At 61.1% G+C, this 19,612-nt stretch carries 16 protein-coding genes and 1 riboswitch; of the genes, 6 read left to right on the plus strand and 10 right to left on the minus strand.

The genetic code is table 11. The features are described from left to right. Nucleotides 1-59 precede the first annotated feature (59 nt). Nucleotides 60-2,021 carry a lytic transglycosylase domain-containing protein gene (locus BMY55_RS00320; protein ID WP_245744607.1) on the plus strand — a complete coding sequence of 654 codons (1,962 nt, stop codon included), beginning with the start codon at nt 60-62 and terminating at the stop codon, nt 2,019-2,021. Here BMY55_RS00320 and BMY55_RS00325 read toward each other — a convergent pair. Together BMY55_RS00325 and mnmD are read right to left on the minus strand one after the other, a co-directional pair. After that, on the minus strand, nt 2,011-2,883 hold the full coding sequence (locus tag BMY55_RS00325; protein WP_091427284.1) for a DMT family transporter: 873 nt from the start codon (nt 2,881-2,883) through the stop codon (nt 2,011-2,013). The genes BMY55_RS00320 and BMY55_RS00325 overlap by 11 nt on opposite strands. Before the next feature lie 11 nt (nt 2,884-2,894). Continuing rightward, entirely contained in the window at nt 2,895-3,572 is a 678-nt protein-coding gene (gene mnmD, locus BMY55_RS00330) for a tRNA (5-methylaminomethyl-2-thiouridine)(34)-methyltransferase MnmD (protein ID WP_091427286.1), read from the minus strand. 54 nt (nt 3,573-3,626) lie between these two features. Between mnmD and BMY55_RS00335 the strand changes: the two genes are divergently transcribed. Next, the gene (locus BMY55_RS00335) at nt 3,627-4,667 is read left to right on the plus strand and encodes an NAD(P)/FAD-dependent oxidoreductase (RefSeq protein ID WP_091427288.1); all 1,041 of its coding nucleotides are present in this window, start codon (nt 3,627-3,629) and stop codon (nt 4,665-4,667) included. A gap of 14 nt (nt 4,668-4,681) precedes the next feature. Here BMY55_RS00335 and BMY55_RS00340 read toward each other — a convergent pair whose 3' ends face one another. Beyond that, on the minus strand, nt 4,682-5,227 hold the full coding sequence (locus BMY55_RS00340; protein WP_091431862.1) for an NADPH-dependent FMN reductase: 546 nt from the start codon (nt 5,225-5,227) through the stop codon (nt 4,682-4,684). Between the two features lie 81 nt (nt 5,228-5,308). Here BMY55_RS00340 and BMY55_RS00345 point away from each other — a divergent pair, with 81 nt between their 5' ends. Further along, complete coding sequence (locus tag BMY55_RS00345) at nt 5,309-6,964, plus strand: thiamine pyrophosphate-binding protein (protein ID WP_091427291.1); 1,656 nt, start codon at nt 5,309-5,311, stop codon at nt 6,962-6,964. Nucleotides 6,965-6,983: 19 nt separating this feature from the next. Here BMY55_RS00345 and BMY55_RS00350 read toward each other — a convergent pair whose 3' ends face one another. From BMY55_RS00350 to BMY55_RS00360, 3 genes are all read right to left on the minus strand, one after another. Beyond that, nucleotides 6,984-7,295 (minus strand): YciI family protein, encoded by a 312-nt coding sequence (locus BMY55_RS00350; RefSeq protein ID WP_091427293.1) that lies wholly within the window; start codon nt 7,293-7,295, stop codon nt 6,984-6,986. A 20-nt stretch (nt 7,296-7,315) separates the two neighbouring features. Continuing rightward, nucleotides 7,316-7,924 carry a cob(I)yrinic acid a,c-diamide adenosyltransferase gene (gene cobO, locus BMY55_RS00355; protein WP_091427296.1) on the minus strand — a complete coding sequence of 203 codons (609 nt, stop codon included), beginning with the start codon at nt 7,922-7,924 and terminating at the stop codon, nt 7,316-7,318. Nucleotides 7,925-8,032: 108 nt separating this feature from the next. After that, entirely contained in the window at nt 8,033-9,238 is a 1,206-nt protein-coding gene (locus tag BMY55_RS00360; protein ID WP_091427298.1) for a TsoY family (seleno)protein, read from the minus strand. Between the two features lie 162 nt (nt 9,239-9,400). Between BMY55_RS00360 and BMY55_RS00365 the strand changes: the two genes are divergently transcribed. Then, on the plus strand, nt 9,401-9,715 hold the full coding sequence (locus BMY55_RS00365; protein ID WP_091427300.1) for a hypothetical protein: 315 nt from the start codon (nt 9,401-9,403) through the stop codon (nt 9,713-9,715). Nucleotides 9,716-9,739: 24 nt separating this feature from the next. On the opposite strand, the gene BMY55_RS00370 is transcribed toward BMY55_RS00365, so the two are convergent. Beyond that, nucleotides 9,740-10,210, minus strand: coding sequence for a GNAT family N-acetyltransferase (locus BMY55_RS00370; RefSeq protein WP_091427302.1), 471 nt, complete (start codon nt 10,208-10,210; stop codon nt 9,740-9,742). Then, complete coding sequence (cobN, locus tag BMY55_RS00375; RefSeq protein ID WP_091427303.1) at nt 10,207-13,902, minus strand: cobaltochelatase subunit CobN; 3,696 nt, start codon at nt 13,900-13,902, stop codon at nt 10,207-10,209. The genes BMY55_RS00370 and cobN overlap by 4 nt, the downstream gene beginning before the upstream one ends. 64 nt (nt 13,903-13,966) lie before the next feature. Here cobN and BMY55_RS16845 point away from each other — a divergent pair, with 64 nt between their 5' ends. Next, on the plus strand, nt 13,967-14,128 hold the full coding sequence (locus BMY55_RS16845) for a hypothetical protein (RefSeq protein WP_177179257.1): 162 nt from the start codon (nt 13,967-13,969) through the stop codon (nt 14,126-14,128). A gap of 7 nt (nt 14,129-14,135) precedes the next feature. Here BMY55_RS16845 and BMY55_RS00380 read toward each other — a convergent pair whose 3' ends face one another. Both BMY55_RS00380 and cobW read right to left on the minus strand, forming a co-directional pair. Further along, nucleotides 14,136-14,588 (minus strand): GNAT family N-acetyltransferase, encoded by a 453-nt coding sequence (locus BMY55_RS00380; RefSeq protein ID WP_091427305.1) that lies wholly within the window; start codon nt 14,586-14,588, stop codon nt 14,136-14,138. After that, nucleotides 14,585-15,664 (minus strand): cobalamin biosynthesis protein CobW, encoded by a 1,080-nt coding sequence (gene cobW / locus BMY55_RS00385; protein WP_091431864.1) that lies wholly within the window; start codon nt 15,662-15,664, stop codon nt 14,585-14,587. The genes BMY55_RS00380 and cobW overlap by 4 nt, the downstream gene beginning before the upstream one ends. A gap of 32 nt (nt 15,665-15,696) precedes the next feature. Then, nucleotides 15,697-15,897: riboswitch (cobalamin riboswitch) on the minus strand. 202 nt (nt 15,898-16,099) lie between these two features. On the opposite strand from cobW, the gene smc reads away from it, so the two are divergent. Next, nucleotides 16,100-19,555, plus strand: coding sequence for a chromosome segregation protein SMC (gene smc / locus BMY55_RS00390; protein WP_091427307.1), 3,456 nt, complete (start codon nt 16,100-16,102; stop codon nt 19,553-19,555). Nucleotides 19,556-19,612 lie beyond the last annotated feature (57 nt).

The raw sequence follows: 19,612 nt of genomic DNA on the forward strand, positions 1-19,612 counted from the left end.
TCAACACAAATGCCAAGTTTGTGTGTTGCGTATCCGGCTGCCATTACTAGTTTTTCCAAATGAGCAGGATTTTTAAGCACACAATCGGGGCCATGTCCCTGTCGTTATTGCCCTTGTTTGCCTTGCAAACCGGGGCATCGGCGCAAGAATCAGACGCGGTCAGCGCGTTGAAACAAGCCGTTCAACAGGCGAGATCTGACGATTGGCCATCGGCATTGGCGACCGCACAGTCAAGCGGTCCGCTGGTGCGAGATATCGTCGAATGGCACAGGCTGCGTCGCGGCGAGGGCAGTTTCGAGGATACCCGCACCTTTTTGGCAAATCATCCGGATTGGCCGGGCCTGAAATACCTGCGCAAACAATCCGAAGAAACCATTCCACATCGCTATGATCCCGCGAAGGTTTTGGCCTTCTTCAAACCAGAGCCGCCACAGACCGGTCGGGGCGCATTGCGGTTGGCCGAAGCCCTGACTGCCACCGGTGCAGCCGAAGACGCACGCGCCCACATCATACTGGCATGGCGCACCCTGTCGCTGGACGAGGAAGAGCATGAGGCCTTTATCTCGCGCTATGGCGACACTCTCAGGCCTTACCATTGGGACAGGCTCGACACCCTGTTGTGGCGTGGTGCTACCGCCGAAGCGACCCGGATGCTACCTTTGGTCAGCAAGGATCAGCAAGCATTGGCCAAAGCCCGATTGGCTCTGCGCAAAAAGGACGACGGCGTCGATGCGCTGATCGCCGCGGTGCCGTCCGCGTTGGCAGACGATGCAGGGCTGGCATACGAGCGTTTCCTGTGGCGAGCGTCGAAAGGGCGCAATCAGGATGCGGTTGACCTGATTCTTGCCCGTTCGAACAGCGTGGCGTCACTGGGGAAACCCCAACGCTGGGCCAGTTGGCGCCGCGTCCTGGCCCGATGGTCGATGCGCGAGGGCAAAGCTAAGCAGGCCTATCAACTGGCATCGTTTCATTATCTGAATGGCGGATCGGATCGGGCCGACCTTGAATGGATCGCCGGCTATGTCGCCCTGCGCAAGCTGAACGATCCGATCACCGCGCTTGAGCATTTTCAGATTTTTCGGCAGAGTGTGAACTCTCCGATCAGCATGGGGCGTGCGGGCTATTGGCTGGGTCGGGCCTATGAAGCCGCCGGCGACACGGTCGCCGCCAAGGCTGCGTATGAATTGGGCGGCGAGTATCAGACCAGCTTTTATGGACTGCTGGCGGCAGAAAAAGCCGGAATGCCAATGGATCCGACCTTGATCGGAAACGAACCTTTCCCGCCGTTCGCCAAGGCGCGGTTCTGGGGTGGATCCGTTATGGAGGCCGCACGTCTGCTGCAAGCCGCAGGCGAAAGATCCTGGGCCAGACGCTTTACCGTGCAACTGGCTGAAAACCTGAACCGCGAGGAGCTCGGCCAGCTTAGCGCATGGGCGGAAAGCGTGGACGAGCCGCATTTGCAGGTGATGGTCGCAAAACAAGCTGCCAGTGTCGGCCTGACGATTCCGCGCCCCTATTACCCAACGCCGGATATCGGTCGCGGCAACCGGACCGTGCCCCGTGCGCTTGAACTTGCCATCGCGCGACGTGAAAGCGAATTTGACCCAAGCGTCATGTCCGGCGTGGGTGCGCGCGGGTTGATGCAACTTATGCCCGGCACGGCGTCGGACATGGCCAAGCGTCTGGATATGCCCTATTCGAAATCACGCCTGATCACCGACCCGGCATACAACACACGGCTGGGGTCCGAATACCTTGCCAAGCTGATCGAGGATTTTGGTATGAACCCAGTGCTGCTTTCGGTGGCGTATAACGCTGGACCCACCCGTGCGACCCGGTGGACCGAGCAGTTGGGGGACGTGCGCGCCAGTTCAACCGACATCATCGACTGGATCGAGCACATTCCGTTTCGCGAAACCCGCAACTACGTCATGCGGGTGGCCGAAAGCCTGCCGATCTACCGGGCGCGGCTGACCGGCAAGACCGAACCCCTGTCCCTGTCGAAAGAGCTTAAGCAATAGGTCGTGTCGCGCGGCGGCTGCGGATCAGGGTGAATATCCCTGCGCCGACCACGATGGCCGCGCCGATCACCACGTTTGTCCGAAGCTCTTCACCAAACAGGGACACGCCAAGGATCGCGACAAACACCAGTTGCAGATAGGCGAAGGGCTGCACCACGCTGGCCTCGGCGAACTCATAGCATTTGATCAACAGCCAATGCCCGAGCACACCGGTGACGCACAAAAGGGCCATCCAGGCCCAATCGCGCGCGATCATCGGTTCCCAGAACGACGCGCCAATGACGGTCATCACGACCGCGCCGACAATGCCCGTCCAGAAAAAGCTGGTCTGGGTGCTGTCGGTTTTCGCAGCCAGCCGGGTCAGCAACCCGTAAAGCGCAAACATCAGGGCCCCGATCAAGGGCACGATCGCCTCGGGGGCGAAAACACCGACGCCGGGTTGCAGGATCACCAGAATGCCGATGAACCCAATGCCGATCGCCAACCAACGCCGCCAGCCGACGGTCTCACCCAATACCGGACCCGAGAACGCCGCGATGAGCAGCGGGTAGCTGGTAAAGATCGCATGGCTTTCCACCAGCCCCAGCAGAACGAAAGACAAAACCGTCACACAGATTTCAAGCGCCAGAAGCGCGCCACGAAAGGCTTGCAGATACGGGCGGGCGGGTCGCAGGGCATTCCTTAAACTGCCATTTCGGCGGGTCAGCCAGATGACGAAGGCCGCGAAGAACCAATACCGGATCATCACGATCATCCAGACGTTGTAGGTTCCGCCAAGATGACGTGAAATCCCGTCTTGCAGCGCAAAAACAAAGGTCGCACCAATCATCAGCAGGATACCGGCGCGGGTGTTCTGGTCCATCTGGTGGCTCCTCAACGGCGCAGGGTGCCGCGGCTCATATGCCGCTTGCGCCCGTATCCCGGTGCGCGTTCCACGTCAAAGCCTGCCGCGTCCAGCGCCCGACGCACGAAACCGGCCGCGGTATAGGTCGCGAATGTGCCACCGGGGACGGTATGCGCGCCGACCTGCATCATCAGGTCTTCCCCCCAAAGCTCGGGGTTCTTGGCAGGCGAGAACCCGTCCAGAAACCACGCATCGGCCTTGCCCCGCCACGCGGGCAGGGTTTGGCGGGCATCGCCCATGATCACCTCGACCGCAAAACCGTCCAGATCAAACGTGCGCGCACCATCACCCCATGCCGATAGGAATGGCGCAGCGACGGCCCGCGCTTCCGGGAAGGCATCCAGCGCTTTGGCAATGTCCTCCACCGTCATGGGAAAGGCTTCGAACGAGGTGAAGCGGGCGCGGTTTGGCGCCCCCGCCTCCTGCCAAGTCAAGAACGTCGCCAGCATGTTCAACCCGGTGCCAAAGCCCAGTTCCGCGATATGAAACCCTGACGCCAGCCGGGCAGACAGATCGTTGCCGCCCAGGAAGACATGACGCGTTTCGGCCAACCCGTCTTCCAGTGAAAAATACGGGTCGCCAAACTGCGCCGCCACCGGCACGCCGCTTTCTTTCCACGAGATGTCTGCGATCTGGTTCTTTGCCATGACTTGCCCTAGAACTCGGCCCAACGCGCGTGACCATGAAGAAGGACCGATGCTTTGGCAATCGTGGATGTGACCATTTATGGCGCGGGCATTTTCGGCCTGTCGGTGGCGTGGAGTTGCCTGAAGCGAGGCGCGAAGGTGAGGGTGATTGATCCGGGTGGCGTCGGGGCCGGATCTTCTGGCGGGCTGGTTGGTGCATTGGCCCCGCATGTGCCGGAACGCTGGAACGCCAAGAAGGCATTTCAATTCGACAGCCTGATCATGGCGGAAGCTTACTGGGCCGAGGTCGAGGCGGTGTCTGGCCTGCCGTCCGGGTATGGCCGCACTGGCCGCTTGCAACCCATTGCCGATGATCGCCTTCTGGCCCTTGCCCACGACCGCAAGGCCGAGGCTAAGTCCCTGTGGCAAGGGAAGGCCATGTGGGAGGTTCGCCCCATCACCGATTTTCCGGGCTGGGCACCTGACAGTGCTACCGGATACCTGATCCACGACACGCTGACCGCGCGTATGAACCCGCGACTGGCTGCGAAGGCGTTGGCCGGGGCAGTTCAGGCCAAGGGAGGCGAGGTTGCAAGCGCGGCAGACGAAGAAGGGCGCGTCGTCTGGGCCACCGGCTGGCAGGGGCTTCTGGCCCTGTCGCAAGAGCTGAGCAAACCCGTCGGCAACGGGGTGAAGGGGCAAAGCGCCCTGTTGCAGCATGACGCCGCCCACCTGCCACAACTGTTCGCCGATGCGTTACACATCATCCCCCATGCCAACGGGACGGTTGCCATCGGGTCTACCAGCGAACGCGATTTTGACGATCCCGCAAGCTGCGATGACGCCTTGGACGATGTGATCGCGCGTGCTCGCGAAGTCTGCCCGGCCATCGCGGACGCCCCTGTCATCGAACGCTGGGCTGGGGTGCGACCTCGCGCAAAGTCCCGCGCCCCGATGCTGGGCCAATACCCCGGCAGGCCCGATCACTTCATCGCCAATGGTGGCTTCAAGATCGGATTTGGCATGGGACCAAAGGTCGGCGAGGTGATGGCCGATCTGGTGTTGGACGGGCGCGACACCATCCCCGAGGATTTCAAGGTCGCGGCCAGTCTCTAACGTCGGGCACGCGCCTAACCACTTTCGACCTCGGCCTGCAATTTCTCCATCAGGGTTTTCAGGGTGGCTTCGTATCGTTCGCTTTTCAACTGCCCATCATCGTCAAATTCCTGACGACTGCCTGCGACGGCCATCTCTGGTCCGGTGATCAGGCGCGGCTGAAATGGCATCATCGCCAGAACCAGAGAGTTCTGGGCCCTCACCCCTCCAGCGCGCCCCGCTGCAGCAGACATGACCGCGACCGGCTTGCCCGTCCATGGCAAGGGCTTCACGCGGCTGACCCAATCAAGTGCGTTTTTCAGAACGCCTGACAGCATCCTGTTGTATTCCGGGGTCGAGATAATGACCGCATCCGCCACAGCAATCTGCCCGGCCAGTCGGACAACACTGTCAGGTGCGCCGTGCACCTCTTCGTTGTCGGCGTTGAACAGGGGCAGATCAAGATCGGCCTCGGTAAATTCGGCGTCGCCATACAGGCGGGCGGCATTTCGGATCAGAAGCCGGTTCGTTGCGTCTTTACGCAATGACCCGGACATGCCAAGCAAACGATGTTTAGACAAGTCAACCTCCTGCTGCATCACGCTAAGGTGCGGTGCGCATCGGGCAAGGTCAACGGTTGAATAGCGATAAGGAGCGAAGACATGCGGCATGGCGGACAGATATTGGTCGATCACCTGAAAACCGAAGGGGTGTGCCGCGTTTTCTCAGTGCCCGGTGAGAGTTTTCTGGCAGCGCTCGACGGGCTGCATGACAGCGGGATCGAAAACATCGTCTGCCGCCAGGAAGGTGGCGCGGCTATGATGGCCGAGGCGCATGGAAAGCTGACCGGAGAGCCGGGCGTGCTGTTCGTCACGCGTGGACCGGGCGCAACCAACGCCGCATCGGGCATTCACGTGGCGCAACAAGACAGCACGCCAATGGTGGTGTTCGTCGGCCAGATCGCGCGGGGCCACCGCGACCGTGAAGCGTTTCAGGAGGTCGATTATCGCGCCATGTTCGGCACACTTGCCAAATGGGCTTGCGAGGTGGATCAGACCGAACGCCTGCCCGAATACCTGGCCCGCGCTTTCCACATGGCCCGATCTGGTCGCCCCGGCCCGGTGGTGGTGGCCCTGCCCGAGGATATGCTGAGCGCCCATGCCGACGTGCCGGACCGCCCGGCGATGGCACGCACGAATGGGCACCTGACAGCCGAGGACGCGCAGGCAATCACCGCGATACTGACAGACGCGAAAACGCCTTTGGTGATCGCGGGTGGACCGGGCTGGACCCCAGACGCCGCCCGCAATCTTGCCGATTTTGCAAAGGCTCATGGCCTGCCGGTCGCCTGCACCTTCCGTCGGCAGGATTTCATGGACAACCGTCACCCGAACTATGTCGGCGACCCTGGGGTTGGAATGAATCCGAAACTGGGCGCGCGTATGTGCGATGCCGATACGCTGATCGTGCTGGGGTCGCGTCTGGGCGACAGTGTAACCGGCGGATACGAAATTCTGGACCCCGCTGCCACAGGCAAGCGTATCGTGCACGTTTATCCCGACCCGGACGAATTGGGGCGCGTCTTTCACGCCGATCTGGCGCTGGTGGCCACCGGGCCAGAGGCGCTGGCCGCCCTTGTGCGCACGAATGGAACGCAAGCGCCCCGCTGGGCAGACTGGACCAAGTCCGCGCGCGCAGACTATGAGGCGTTTCAGCAGCCCGTCACGACACCCGGCAATGTGAAGATGGAAGAGGTCGTTCTGTGGTTGTCCAGAAACCTTCCCGACGATGCCATCGTGACCAACGGGGCCGGAAACTATGCCACCTGGCTGCACCGGTATTTCAGCTTCAAGCAGCATGGCACACAACTGGCCCCGACCTCCGGGTCCATGGGATACGGGTTTCCCGCCGCGGTCGCTGCCAGCCTTGAACATCCGGACCGGACCGTCATTGCGTGGCTAGGGGACGGTGAATTCCAGATGACCCTGAACGAGATGTCCACCGCGATCCAGCATGGTGCCAAACCCATCGCGATCATCGCCAATAACGGGCGATACGGCACGATCCGAATGCATCAGGAGCGTACCTATCCGGGGCGCGTGTCTGGCACCGACATGGCCAACCCCGATTTCGCGGCGCTTGCCCGCGCTTACGGCGGGCATGGCGAGACCGTGACCAATGGCGAAGATTTCGCCGCCGCCTTTGCCCGCGCCAAAGCCGCCGATACATTGGCGGTGATCGAACTGGTGCTGGACCCGCAGGTTGCGACGCCCAGTCTGACACTGAACGCCTTGCGCGAGATCGGGAAACAGCGTTGAAGGGCCGCGACCGGCGCTTTCAGCCCTGCGGCATATCCATCATTTCCGCCAGATGAATGGTGCCCATCTGGAGGAATGAGTTTTCGCTGGCAATCGCCAATGCCGTATCTGCGTCGGCCGCTTCGATTACGCAAAAGCCCATCATGGGTTGCTTGAATCCTTCACGTGCGCCATCGCCATCTACCGTCCATTGCGCCTTGAACGGCGTTTCGGGCATGACGAAAGTGTCGGAATACTTGGCAATCCACGCTTTATATGCGGCTTGCATGTCTGCCTTCTTATCATCGGGCACATCGCGCGGCTCGTGATAGGCAATATAGTATTTGGGCATCTCTCGTCCTCCTTCGAGGCCTAGTATTCGACCCCCTGTTGCGCCTTGATGCCTGACCGGAACGGGTGCTTGATCAATTCCATCTCAGTCACCAGATCGGCGATTTCGAGCAGTTCATCCTTGGCGTTGCGCCCGGTTAGAACAACATGCGTCATCTCGGGTTTTTCTTCGGCCAGGAATTTGACGACCTCGTTCGCATCCACATAGTCATAGCGAATTGCGATGTTGATCTCGTCCAGCAACACCATGGTGTTCGACGGATCACGGATCAGCTCTTTCGACTTCTCCCATGCAGCCTGCGCCATCTCCACGTCGCGGGTGCGGTCCTGTGTTTCCCAGGTAAAGCCCTCGCCCATCGTATAGAACGCGCACACATCACTGAACTTGGCATTGATCAGATCACGTTCACCGCAATCCATCCCACCCTTGATGAACTGGACCACAGCGCATTTCATGCCATGCGCGATGCAGCGGAAGATCATCCCGAACGCGGCAGAACTTTTGCCCTTGCCCTTGCCGGTATGGACGATGATCAAGCCCTTTTTGTCGGTCTTGGTCGCCATGATCTTATCGCGGGCGGCTTTCTTCTTGGCCATCTTCGATGCGTGGCGGTCGGGGTCTACGGTCATGGTATCCTCATGAATTGCTCGCGCTTCACTGTGCGGGTCATGAAGACCAGATGCAAGAGAGGGCACGCCGTTTCAGGCACGCCCTCTGCAATTTCGATGGTGTTCAGATCACTCGGCAAGCACAACCTGCGATGTCGCGCGCCCGAAATGCTGCTTGTTCAGACGGAAAACCATAGCGATCATGGCGAACTGGAAGGCAATGGCGATTGCCGTCACGATCCAGTAGATCACCGAGAATTTGTCCACCAAGCCCGCTTGTACCAGCCCGGCATTCACGAAGAACTGAATTAGCACCGACAAGGCCACACCGGGGCAGACCAGCGCGTAGGACCCCGGCGAGGTTTCGTTGCCGATCACATAGCTTTTCCAGTAACCATGGCGGGCCAGCACAACCAGACCCATCAGGCCGAACAGCACCTGAACCGTCAGCAACCGGGCCAGCAAGACCATGGTTTCGCCCGCCGTCACTTGGGCTTCGAAGGTGGCATGCAATCCGTGGTTCTGACGCATCGCCATGATGCCAAGAACGGTCATCAAGGGGATCACGATCAGAAGCGTCGGTGCGGTTTCTTTCGAGGTGCCATAATGCAGCATCGAGTTGAACGCCGTGAACAAGGCCAGCGCTGCATAGATAACCGAGGCGATCCCGAAGAAGGTTGACCCGACGAGAGAGACGCCGACGACCACGGAATTGGTGCTCATCGCGGCGGGGGCCGAGAAGCCAACCGCGATCATGGCCAGCGCGAAGGCCGGCAGCATCTGGGCAAAGCTGTTATGCGCGGTCACATCGAAGACTCCCCCGTTGGTTAACACGCGCCCAAGAAAATCACCGATATAGATCAGCGCCTGAACACCGATGGCCAGAAACGCCGCCATCGCGAAGGGAAACAGGTATTCGACGATTGACCACAGGCCAGGCACAAACACCAAGCCGACAATGAACAGCGCGTTCACGCTCATCGCCAGGGCCAACGGCATTGCCAGTATGGTCGTTTCTGCATTTGATTTCTTCAGCGATTCATAAGCGTCCGATTTACGAAAGGCCAAGAAGGCCTTCAGGTTCCACACCAGATACTTGATGTTCAGAAAAACAAATGTCGCGATACCGACAAGTGCCACAGCAATGGCAGTTTTCAGGCCGACCGATCCGGCCCCAAGGGTCGCGAATATGTCTTCGAAGACAGGCACCGGTCGGTCTTGGTGGGGCACCCAGAACATCAGGTACATGAAAAATGTAACCGTCAGGCCACCTGCCCCGACCGAGGCAAGGAAGTAGAGCGGCGAGTACTTGTCCGCTGGGCGATTGGGGTGCATTGGACCTCTCCATTCATATTCATTTTCTTGAATATCAATAGAACTGTTTGTCCCCCAAAGCAAGCAAACGCGGTGCACATGTTGTCGCACCTGCGACCTCACTGGTTCTTAACCGGTTGTTAACCATCCTGTCGCAACCTGCCCAGAAACAGGAGAGTCAGAGTGAAACCCATTCGTACCTGTGCCGCGTTTCTTGTAACCGGCCTGGTTGTTGCCGCCTGCGACAGCCCCAGCCCGCAGTTCATGTCCGCCGACACCAGCGTGAAGAAAGCAACCGTCGACGGCTCAACCTTTTCGGTTCACCGGCGCGAAAACTGGGTTGAGGTTTATCGCACAAGTTTCGAAGCGTTGCCACGAATCCCCGTCATCCTTGCCCGCGCCAAGACCGCCATCGAACAGGCCACTGGTTGCAAGGTGGTCGAGGGGTCATTGTCCGGTGATCAAGCCATCCAGCGGGCCGAGATTGATTGCGGCTAAGGCACTTGGGCGCAGTAATGGACGTTACCCGCGCAGGGATTTCTCAAATCGATACGACGTGGGCCGATCAAACCCGTCATGAGCAATCTCGGCAGTTTTCACGAACCCGAGATGTTGGAATATGGCGTGGTTGTCGACCAGTTCAACGCGCGTTTGCAAAACCAGACGTGAAAGACCAAGCACAGCGGCGCGGTCTTCGGCAAGCTTGATCAGATGCCGCGCCAGCCCTTGCCCCCGCGCTGCAGGGTCCACAGCCAGCTTTCCGATATAAAGATCTGGAGGCGTTGCATCAGATTGCGGGGTCAGGAAAATACAAGCCTTATCTTCAATCACCCAGACCTCGCCCATGCGGGCCTGCTCCGCAATCCCAGAGGGGGTCAACCGGTGCAGCGAGCTTGGGGGGTCAATACGCCCCTCCATCTGTGCAAACGCGCGATGCAGAAGCGCGAGGATGGGCGCGGTATCTTCATCAGGCGAAACTTGACGGGGTTTCATCTGAGCGCATCCAACCGCGCCCGAGCCGAATTCGACCGGGGCATCCAAAGCCCGCGTTCTATCGCTTCGGTCAGACGTTCGGCGATTTCCTTCAACGCAGGCGCATTGTGTTCGTCAATGAAGTCGCGCGTGTCATCGTCGTCGATGAAGGCTGAATAAACCAGATCGAAATGGTGCCCTTTCACCGCGCCCGTGGTGGCCGCAAAGGCGAACAAGTAATCGACCGTCGCGGCAATCTCGAACGCTCCCTTGTAGCCATGGCGCTTCACACCTTCGATCCATTTGGGGTTCACCACGCGCGATCGCACCACCCGCCCGATCTCGTCATCCAGGGTGCGGATCACGGGACGTTCGGGGCGCGAGTGGTCGTTGTGATAGATCGGCCGATCTCGCCCCTGCAACGTGGACACGGCAGCGGCCGCCCCGCCCTCAAACTGGTAATAATCATCGCTGTCCAAGATATCGTGTTCGCGATTGTCCTGGTTCTGCACGATGGCTTCGACCTGGCTCAACCGCGCCTCGAACCCTTCCCGGTCGCGCGCGCCTTCGCTGCCCGCGCCATAGGCGTACCCACCCCATTCCAGATAGGCGTTGGCCAAGTCGGCCTTGTTTGCCCAAAGCCGTTCGTCGATCATTGCCTGAAGCCCCGCGCCATACGCACCGGGTTTCGAACCATAGACCCTATGCGCGGCCTCACCCGCCCGCACCCGCACGGCAGCAGGGTTCACATCGTCAGGTTCATCCAGCGCCTGCACTGCGCGCGCAGCGCTATCGACCAGAGATATAAGCTGCGGGAACGCATCGCGGAAGAAACCGGAAACACGCAACGTTACGTCTACACGTGGACGGCCCAGCGCGGTCGCCGGGATCACCTCGAACCCCGTGACGCGCCGATTGGCGCTGTCCCATTTCGGCTTCACACCCATCAGCGCCAGCGTTTGTGCGATGTCGTCGCCGCCGGTGCGCATATTCGCGGTGCCCCACGCAGTTACCAACATGGCGCGCGGCCAATCGCCATGGGTTTGCAGGTGTTTCTCAATCAAAAGGCTGGCCGATTTCCAGCCCAGCGCCCAGGCGGTCGGGGTGGGCACGGCGCGGCTGTCGACGGAATAGAAGTTTCGGCCAGTTGGCAGCGTATCCAACCGCCCGCGGGTTGGCGCGCCGGACGGCGCAGGGGCGACGAATTGCCCTGCAAGGGCGGTGAGAAGCCCCGTTTCCTCGCCGGGACCACAGGCTGCCACATTTGGACGCACGCGCGCGGCAATCTCGGTCAAAACGGCAGCACTGGCGTCCCCAGGTTCCTTGATTTCACCGTCGAGCATACGCGATGCCAACTCTTCAAGCCTTTCGACCGTATCACCATGGCTGCGCCATGACCCTTCGCCCGACAACAGGTCGGGGCGCGGCCCGGTCCAGGGCGCGGCCATGTCGCAATCCAGCGGATCGAAGTCCAACTCCAGATCCTTGGCCAAAGCCCGGATGAGTGACGCATCTCCACCCTCGCCCGACCCGCGCGGCACACGAACCAGTGCTTGCACAAGATCCCGCTCCAATCGGCCTTCCGGCGACTGGCCAAAGATGTGCAAACCATCACGGATCTGGGCTTCTTTCAGTTCACACAGATACGCGTCGAGCTTGGCAAGATCCTGATCCTCGTCATCTCCGACCATCCCGACATCAACGTCCAGCCCGGTGGCCGAAGTCAGCGTCAGAATCTCGCGGCGCAGATATTCAATCCGGCGGGGATCAACTCCGGCGGCTTCGTAATACTCGTCCACCAGTGCTTCCAGATCGCGCAGCGGGCCATAGGTTTCGGCCCGTGTCAAAGGCGGTGTCAGGTGGTCGATGATCACCGCTTGTGATCGGCGCTTGGCTTGTGTGCCTTCGCCCGGATCGTTGACGATGAACGGATAGACATGCGGTATCGGGCCAAGCACAGCCTCGGGCCAGCATTCACCGGACAGCGCCACCGATTTCCCCGGCAGCCATTCAAGGTTGCCATGCTTGCCCATATGCACGATCGCATGGGCACCGAACGTGTGGCGCAGCCAGAAATAGAAGGCGAGGTAATTGTGTGGCGGAACAAGGTCGGGGCTGTGATAGGTGTCGGTCGGGTCGATGTTGTAACCACGTGCGGGCTGCACACCGACGACCACGTTGCCATATTGCAGAACAGCCAGGGCGAACGATCCGCAATCGACATCACCGGGGGTATAGAACGGGTCGGCTTCGGGCTTGCCCCAGCGCGTTTCGATGGCTTCGCGCAAGGTCCATGGCAGTTGACCATAGCTGATTTGATAGTCCGCCATCGACAGGGCGACGCCGCCTGCGCGCGCGGCCCGGTCTGTCAGCCAGTTGGTCGGTCCGGTCATCACCGCTTGCATCAAAGTGTCACTGTCGGCGGGGGCACCGGTAACGCGATAGCCGTTGATGTTCAACAGGCCCAGCGCATGAACGACCGCAGCAGGCGTATCCAGCCCGACACCATTGGCCAGCCGCCCGTCCTTGTTGGGATAGTTCGCCATGATCAATGCCACGCGCCGATCCGCCGCTTTCGCCCGCCGCAGCTTGGCCCAACTGGCGGCAAGCTCGGCCACGAATTGCACGCGGTCGCCGCGCGCGCGATAGGTGGCGATGGGGCATTCGGTGGCGTCGTCAAAGAACGCCTCGCCTTTGAAGCTTATGGCGCGGGACAGGATGCGCCCGTCCACCTCGGGCAGCGCGACGTTCATCGCGATGTCGCGGGCCGACAGGCCGGTCAGACCTTCGGCCCATGCCTCTTCGCTGGATCCGGCAAGCACGACCTGAAAGACCGGGGCGGCTTGGCACCAAGGCAACTGGAATGGGTTCGCCGGTTGCGCTGTGTCGTCCTCATGCGGCGATCCCACCGCAAACGAGGTGCAGTTCAGGATCACATCCGGAGCGGCCTCGGTGAACAAATGCTCCATCGTCGCGACCGACACCGGGTCTTTCAGCGACGCGACGAACACGGGCAGAGGGTTCAGACCCTGCCTGAGCAGCGCCCGAACCAACCGGTTGATCGGGTTCAGCCCTGCCCCCTGCACCAGCGCGCGGTAAAAAATGATCGGCACCAAGGGGGCGCCATCGGTCCAGTCTGCCCGCGCCGTGCCCAGATCGGATACCCCGGCGCCGGGCCAATAGACGCCTGCGCGCAACAAGGGGCGTGCGGCTTCGGGTTTGTCGCTGCCATCCAGCATGGCACGGGTGTAATTCAGGAACCCGACCGCATTTTCCGGCCCGCCTTCGACCAGATAGGCCCAGAGCGCGTCATAATCCTCATCCGAAACCGTCGACAACGCCCGCAATTCGGCATCTGGCTTGTCGTCACCGGGCAACAGGGCCAAGGGCACGCCCGTGTCGCGCAAATGCGCCGCGTATTGCTCGGCCCCGTATTTCCAATAACCGACACCGCCCAGCACGCGGGCGATCACCAGCCTGGATTTGGTCGCGCAATTGTCGATATGCAGATCAACCGACATTGGGTGCGCCAGATGCATCATGTTGGCCAAACGCAACCCGGGTGGGTTGGTCATCTCACCGCGCGCTTGCGACAGACCTGCCAGTTCCGTATCTGCGGCCGATATGAACACCACGTCGGCAGGCGTCTGCCCCAGATCGACGGGTTCCTTTCCGTCGTCGATGGAACCGGGTGTGGCGGCCAGAAGATGCATGTCGCGCCCTTTGCGAATTGGTGTTATGTGACCGGGCAAACACATGCCCAATCAAGGTAGAACGATGGACTATAAAGCAGCCGGCGCGCCCAAGCCCGCCAAAGGCACCCCGCGCCATTCCGAACACAACGCCCGTGGAACCGAAAAGAACCCGCTGAACCGAAAGGACGACAAGGCGGCCCTGCTGGCACGCATGAAAGCCGCCGCCAAGGCGAAGAAGGGCTGAGCATTCGTCACAGCGCCTTCTCCATGAAGATTGAGCTGTACGCCTCGGGGTAGCCTCCGAACGGACCACAAATGCTGAAACCGGCGCGCTGGTAAAGCCGGTGCGCCGCGTGAAGCACATTGCCCGTTTCCAGCTTCAAGGCGGCCAGACCCTTTTGGCGGGCAGTCTCTTCGATCCGCGCCAGAAGCGCCTCGCCGACACCTTTGCCGCGCGCCTCGGTGGCGACGAACATCGACTTCACCTCGCCATAGCTGCCCTTGTCGGCCAACGCCCCAGTGCCCAGCACGCGACCCTCCTCGCGCGCCACGAAGAATGAAATCTCGGGCACGCAAAGGTCGTCGATGTCCAGATAGAAATTGTCTTCCGGCGGGAACAGTTCTTCCATCAACGCGTGACTTTGCCGAAGCAAAGCGGCGACCCCGGGATCGCGGGGATCGCCGGGAGTCACGTCGATGGTCATGCCACCAGGGCCTTTTCGATGGCCACGCGATCCAGCCCCGACTGGCCAATCACCACCAGCCGCGTTTCGCGTGGTTGTGCGCCGAAGGGCTGGTCGTAGTAGGTATCCACGCGCGGACCGACCGCTTGCAGGGTCAGGCGCATGGGTTTCCCAGATACGGCGGCAAAGCCTTTCAGGCGCAGGATGTTGTGGTCGCGGATCGTCTGGGCAACCTGTTCGGCAAACGCTCCCGGATCAGCGACTTCGGCCCGCGTCACAACAAAACTTTCGAACGCATCATGGTCGTGGTCATGATGATGGTGGTGATCATCGTCGTGATGGTCATCATCGTGGTCATCATCATGGTGGTGATGGTGATGCACTTCGTGACGTGCGGCCATATCATCTTCGGCACCGACGCCCTGACCCAGCAACACCTCGATCGGAATCGCGCCCATTGAGGTGCGCACGACCTGCACACCTTTGCGCGCATCGCCGGACAGCTTGCCGACCAGCGCCGCGGCTTCATCCTCGCCCAGCAGGTCAGATTTGTTCACGACGATCATGTCGGCACAAGCCACCTGATCGGCGAACAGTTCTGACAATGGCGTTTCGTGGTCTAGGTTGTCATCCATCTTGCGCTGCGCCTCGATTGCCGCAAGGTTCGACGCGAATTGGCCGTCCGAAACGGCTTTGCCATCCACCACGGTCACAACACCATCAACCGTCACGCGGGTCGAGATTTCAGGCCACTGAAACGCTCGAACGAGGGGTTGAGGCAGCGCCAAACCCGAGGTTTCGATCACGATGTGATCGGGAGGCGTATCGCGGTTCAACAGCTTTTCCAACGTCGGAATGAAATCCTCTGCCACAGTGCAGCAGATGCAACCGTTCGACAGTTCCATGATATCGTCTTCGCTGCAAGTTTCGTCCCCGCAGCCTTTCAGAATGTCCCCATCCACACCCAGATCGCCAAATTCGTTGATGATCAGTGCGATGCGCTTGCCGTTTGCGTTGTCCAGCATGTGACGGATCAACGTGGTCTTGCCCGCGCCCAGAAAGCCCGTGACGACGGTGGCCGGTATCTTTGCTTGCATCTTGTCCTCCATACCCCGTCTCCCCGACGGGTGGGTTGCATTTTGGCATGGCAGGTCTCCTGGCTTCGCGGGTCGAGGCCCCTGCCGCCTTCCCAGCCGATCAGGGCCAGTGGCATCGTGCAGGTGCTCTCCGCTTACAGTCGCGGGGGCGGCTGCAACATCAGGCCCCGGATTGGGTCGCCTCCGCTGCATTCCCTCTTGTCCCAATGGGAACCATGCCGGACTTGTTTGCCGCGTGGGGCTTGGCGGGGTCAAGACGGAAACCGACTCGATGGGCGGGTTTGGCGGCAAAGGTTCGGTTCAGGACGGCAGGCAGATGCAATATCTTGTGGATAACCTGCCAATTGCACCCATATATCGACGTCTGCCGTTGACTCGCCCCGTTTCCCCCGGAAAACTCCGGGTTCAAGAAGAATCAATGATGAGGCAGACCGCTTGCGGTTTTCGAAACTCCGACTGAATGGCTTCAAAAGCTTCGTGGACCCGACCGATCTGGTGATCGCGGACGGGCTGACAGGCGTGGTCGGGCCAAACGGCTGCGGCAAGTCGAACCTGCTGGAAGCCCTGCGCTGGGTTATGGGTGAAAACCGCCCCACTGCGATGCGTGGCGGCGGGATGGAGGACGTGATCTTCGCAGGCGCGTCAACCCGGCCTGCCCGCAACTTTGCCGAAGTGGCGTTGCTGCTGGATAACAGCGAGCGGTTGGCCCCCTCGGGGTTCAACGACAATGACAATCTTGAGATTGTGCGCCGGATCACCCGTGACGCCGGGTCGGCCTATAAGGTCAACACCAAGGACGTGCGGGCGCGGGACGTGCAAATGCTGTTCGCCGATGCGTCAACCGGGGCGCATTCGCCCGCGTTGGTGCGGCAGGGGCAGATCAGCGAGTTGATCAACGCCAAACCCAAGTCGCGGCGCCGCATTCTGGAAGAAGCGGCGGGCATCTCGGGCCTGTATCAACGTCGGCACGAAGCCGAGTTGAAACTTAAAGGCACCGAGACCAACCTGTCGCGCGTCGAAGATGTGATCGAACAACTGGCATCCCAACTGGGTCAACTCGCGCGGCAGGCCCGGCAGGCCGCCCGGTATCGCACCATCGGCGACGATCTGCGCCGCGCCGAGGGGTTGCTTCTGTATCGCCGCTGGAAAGAAGCCGATGCGGCGCGTGCCGAGGCCGAGGCCCAGCTGACCGAACGCGTAAAAGCCGCCGCTGCTGCCGAAGGGGCGTCGCGCGCCGCCACCAAGGCCCGGCAAGAGGCCGAGGATCGTCTGCCCCCGCTGCGCGAGGAAGAAGCCGTCGCTGCCGCCATCCTGCAACGCCTGCAAGTCCAGCACGACCAGTTGTCGGACCAGGAAGCCCAAGCCCGGCAGCGGATTGAAACGCTGACCGCCCGGATCGCCCAACTGACGCGCGATATGGAGCGTGAAAGTGGGTTGAACAAGGATGCGGGCGAAACGATCGAGCGGTTGGAGTGGGAACAGTCGCAGATCACCAAGGCGTCCGACGGGCATGATGCCGCACTGGAAGCCGCAAGTGCCGAAGCGCGCGAAAGTGCCGCGATTCTGCAAGAGCGCGAAGGCGATCTGACGCAACTGACCGAAGACGTCGCCCGGCTGGCGGCCCGCCACCAGTCGGCGCACCGCCTGTTGGAAGACAGTCGCAAATCACTTGAGAAAAGCGAAGGCGAAGCCGACCGCGCCCGTTCGGCTATGGACGAAGCAAAGGCCGCATTGGGCAAGGCCGGTGCAGATTACGAAGCGGCCAAAACCGCCGAAGCGACTGCCTCTAGAGCCGCCGAAGAAGCAGAAGCTGCATTGGCCGCTGCCGACGATGCGCGTGCGGATGCACAGGCCCGCGAGGCTGATGCCCGTGCCGCCCGGTCTGCCGCCGAAGGTGAATTGAATGCCCTGCACGCCGAGGTTCAGGCCTTGGCGCGATTGGTGGAGCGTGACGCGTCCGAAGGCGGGCAGGTTCTGGACGATCTGCGCGTGAAGCCGGGATACGAAAAGGCGCTTGGCGCGGCCTTGGCGGATGACTTGCGTGCACCAGCGATTGACGGGGACGCGCCGTCAGGCTGGGCGTCGCTCCCCGCTTATGCGCAGGCGCAATCACTGCCTAAAGGTGTCAGTGCGCTGTCAAACTACGTGACCGTGCCCGAAGTGTTGGCCCGCCGGATGAGCCAGATTGGCTTGGTCAGAACGCAAGACGCTGCACGGCTTCAGACCGAGTTGAAGCCCGGCCAGCGGCTGGTGTCGATGGAAGGGGACTTGTGGCGCTGGGACGGGTTCCGCGCGGGTGCGGAAGATCAACCTTCGACCGCGGCCTTGCGGCTAGAGCAACTGAACCGTTTGCAAGAGCTGAAACAGGAACTGGAAGACGCCTCGGCCCGTGCGGATGGTGCGCGCGCGGCGCATGAAACGCTGAAGGCGCGTCTGGTTGAAACAACCGAGGCCGATAAGCATGCACGGGACGTGCGCCGCGATGCGGACCGCGCCATGGCAGACGCCAACCGCGCCCTGTCGCGCGCTGAAGCGGACCGCAACATCGCGGGTGGCAAGCTGGAAAACCTTGGTATGGCGCTGAAACGCCATGAAGAAGAAACCATGGGCGCGCGTCAGCGGTTGATTGATGCCGAGCGCGGTGTGACCGACCTGGGAGATCTGGAGGCTGCCCGCGCGCAGGTCGAGGACGTCAAGATGGCAGTGGAAGCCGCGCGCATGACGATGATGACCAAACGCTCGACCCATGACGAATTGCGTCGAGAGGGTGAGGCCCGGACCCGCCGGAGTCAGGAGATCACGAAGGAAGTCTCGGGCTGGAAGCATCGGCTTGAAACGGCGGGCAAACGGATTGCCGAGCTGCAAGAACGCAAGGCCGAAAGCGAAACTGAGTTGAGCGAAGCAAACGCAGCGCCCGAGGCATTGGCTGCCAAGCGGGGTGAACTGACAAATGCGATCGGCGAAGCGGAAACCCGGCGCAAAGCATCCGCCGACAAACTGGCTGAAGGTGAAACTGCCGAGCGTCAGGCCGCCACGGCTGAACGGGGTGCCGAACGCGCCGCAGGCGAGGCCCGCGAGGCCCGCGCCCGTGCCGAAGCCCGCACCGATGCCGCGCGCGAAACCGTAACCTATGCCGCCGAGCGCATTGCCGAGGATATGGAAGCCACACCGGACGCCCTGCTGGACAGTTTGGATACCGATCCCGACAAGATGCCATCGTCTGAACAAATCGAGCATGACGTAAACCGTCTGAAACGCCAACGCGACGCATTAGGGGCGGTGAACCTGCGCGCCGAAGAAGACGCGAAAGAGGTTCAGGAAGAGCACGACACGCTGCTGAAGGAAAAGACTGATCTGGATGAGGCGATCAAGAAGCTGCGTGCAGGCATCGCGAGCCTGAACAAGGAAGGTCGCGAACGTCTGCTGACGGCATTTGAGCAGGTAAACGCCAGCTTCGGCAATCTGTTCAAACATCTTTTCGGCGGCGGCGAGGCCAAGCTGGTTCTGGTCGAAAGCGATGACCCGCTGGAAGCCGGGCTCGAGATCATGTGCCAACCGCCGGGCAAGAAGCTCTCGACGCTCAGCCTGTTGTCGGGCGGGGAACAGACACTGACCGCGCTGGCCTTGATCTTCGCGGTGTTCTTGGCCAACCCGGCCCCGATCTGTGTGCTGGACGAGGTGGACGCACCTTTGGACGATTCCAACGTCACGCGGTTCTGTGACCTGCTGGACGAGATGACCCGCCGAACCGACACACGGTTCCTGATCATCACCCACCACGCCGTCACCATGGCGCGGATGGATCGACTGTTCGGTGTGACCATGGCCGAAATGGGTGTAAGCCAGTTGGTCAGCGTCGATCTGAAGAAGGCCGAGGCACTGGTGGCCTGAGCGATCCGTTGCGCAACCTGACAATCTCTTTTAGAACCAGAAAACGGTTCAGGAGCA

Source organism: Aliiroseovarius sediminilitoris, assembly GCF_900109955.1.
Classification (GTDB): Bacteria; Pseudomonadota; Alphaproteobacteria; order Rhodobacterales; family Rhodobacteraceae; genus Aliiroseovarius; species Aliiroseovarius sediminilitoris.

What these genes read in the sequence shown, in the direction of transcription:
- BMY55_RS00370 (WP_091427302.1), bottom strand. Translation starts at nt 10,210, where the DNA reads ATGAAACCCCGTCAAGTTTCGCCTGATGAAGATACCGCGCCCATCCTC.
- mnmD (WP_091427286.1), bottom strand. Translation starts at nt 3,572, where the DNA reads ATGGCAAAGAACCAGATCGCAGACATCTCGTGGAAAGAAAGCGGCGTG.
- BMY55_RS00360 (WP_091427298.1), bottom strand. Translation starts at nt 9,238, where the DNA reads ATGCACCCCAATCGCCCAGCGGACAAGTACTCGCCGCTCTACTTCCTT.
- cobW (WP_091431864.1), bottom strand. Translation starts at nt 15,664, where the DNA reads ATGCAAGCAAAGATACCGGCCACCGTCGTCACGGGCTTTCTGGGCGCG.
- cobN (WP_091427303.1), bottom strand. Translation starts at nt 13,902, where the DNA reads ATGCATCTTCTGGCCGCCACACCCGGTTCCATCGACGACGGAAAGGAA.
- BMY55_RS00350 (WP_091427293.1), bottom strand. Translation starts at nt 7,295, where the DNA reads ATGCCCAAATACTATATTGCCTATCACGAGCCGCGCGATGTGCCCGAT.
- BMY55_RS00320 (WP_245744607.1), top strand. Translation starts at nt 60, where the DNA reads ATGAGCAGGATTTTTAAGCACACAATCGGGGCCATGTCCCTGTCGTTA.
- BMY55_RS00345 (WP_091427291.1), top strand. Translation starts at nt 5,309, where the DNA reads ATGCGGCATGGCGGACAGATATTGGTCGATCACCTGAAAACCGAAGGG.
- BMY55_RS16845 (WP_177179257.1), top strand. Translation starts at nt 13,967, where the DNA reads ATGGACTATAAAGCAGCCGGCGCGCCCAAGCCCGCCAAAGGCACCCCG.
- BMY55_RS00380 (WP_091427305.1), bottom strand. Translation starts at nt 14,588, where the DNA reads ATGACCATCGACGTGACTCCCGGCGATCCCCGCGATCCCGGGGTCGCC.
- cobO (WP_091427296.1), bottom strand. Translation starts at nt 7,924, where the DNA reads ATGACCGTAGACCCCGACCGCCACGCATCGAAGATGGCCAAGAAGAAA.
- BMY55_RS00325 (WP_091427284.1), bottom strand. Translation starts at nt 2,883, where the DNA reads ATGGACCAGAACACCCGCGCCGGTATCCTGCTGATGATTGGTGCGACC.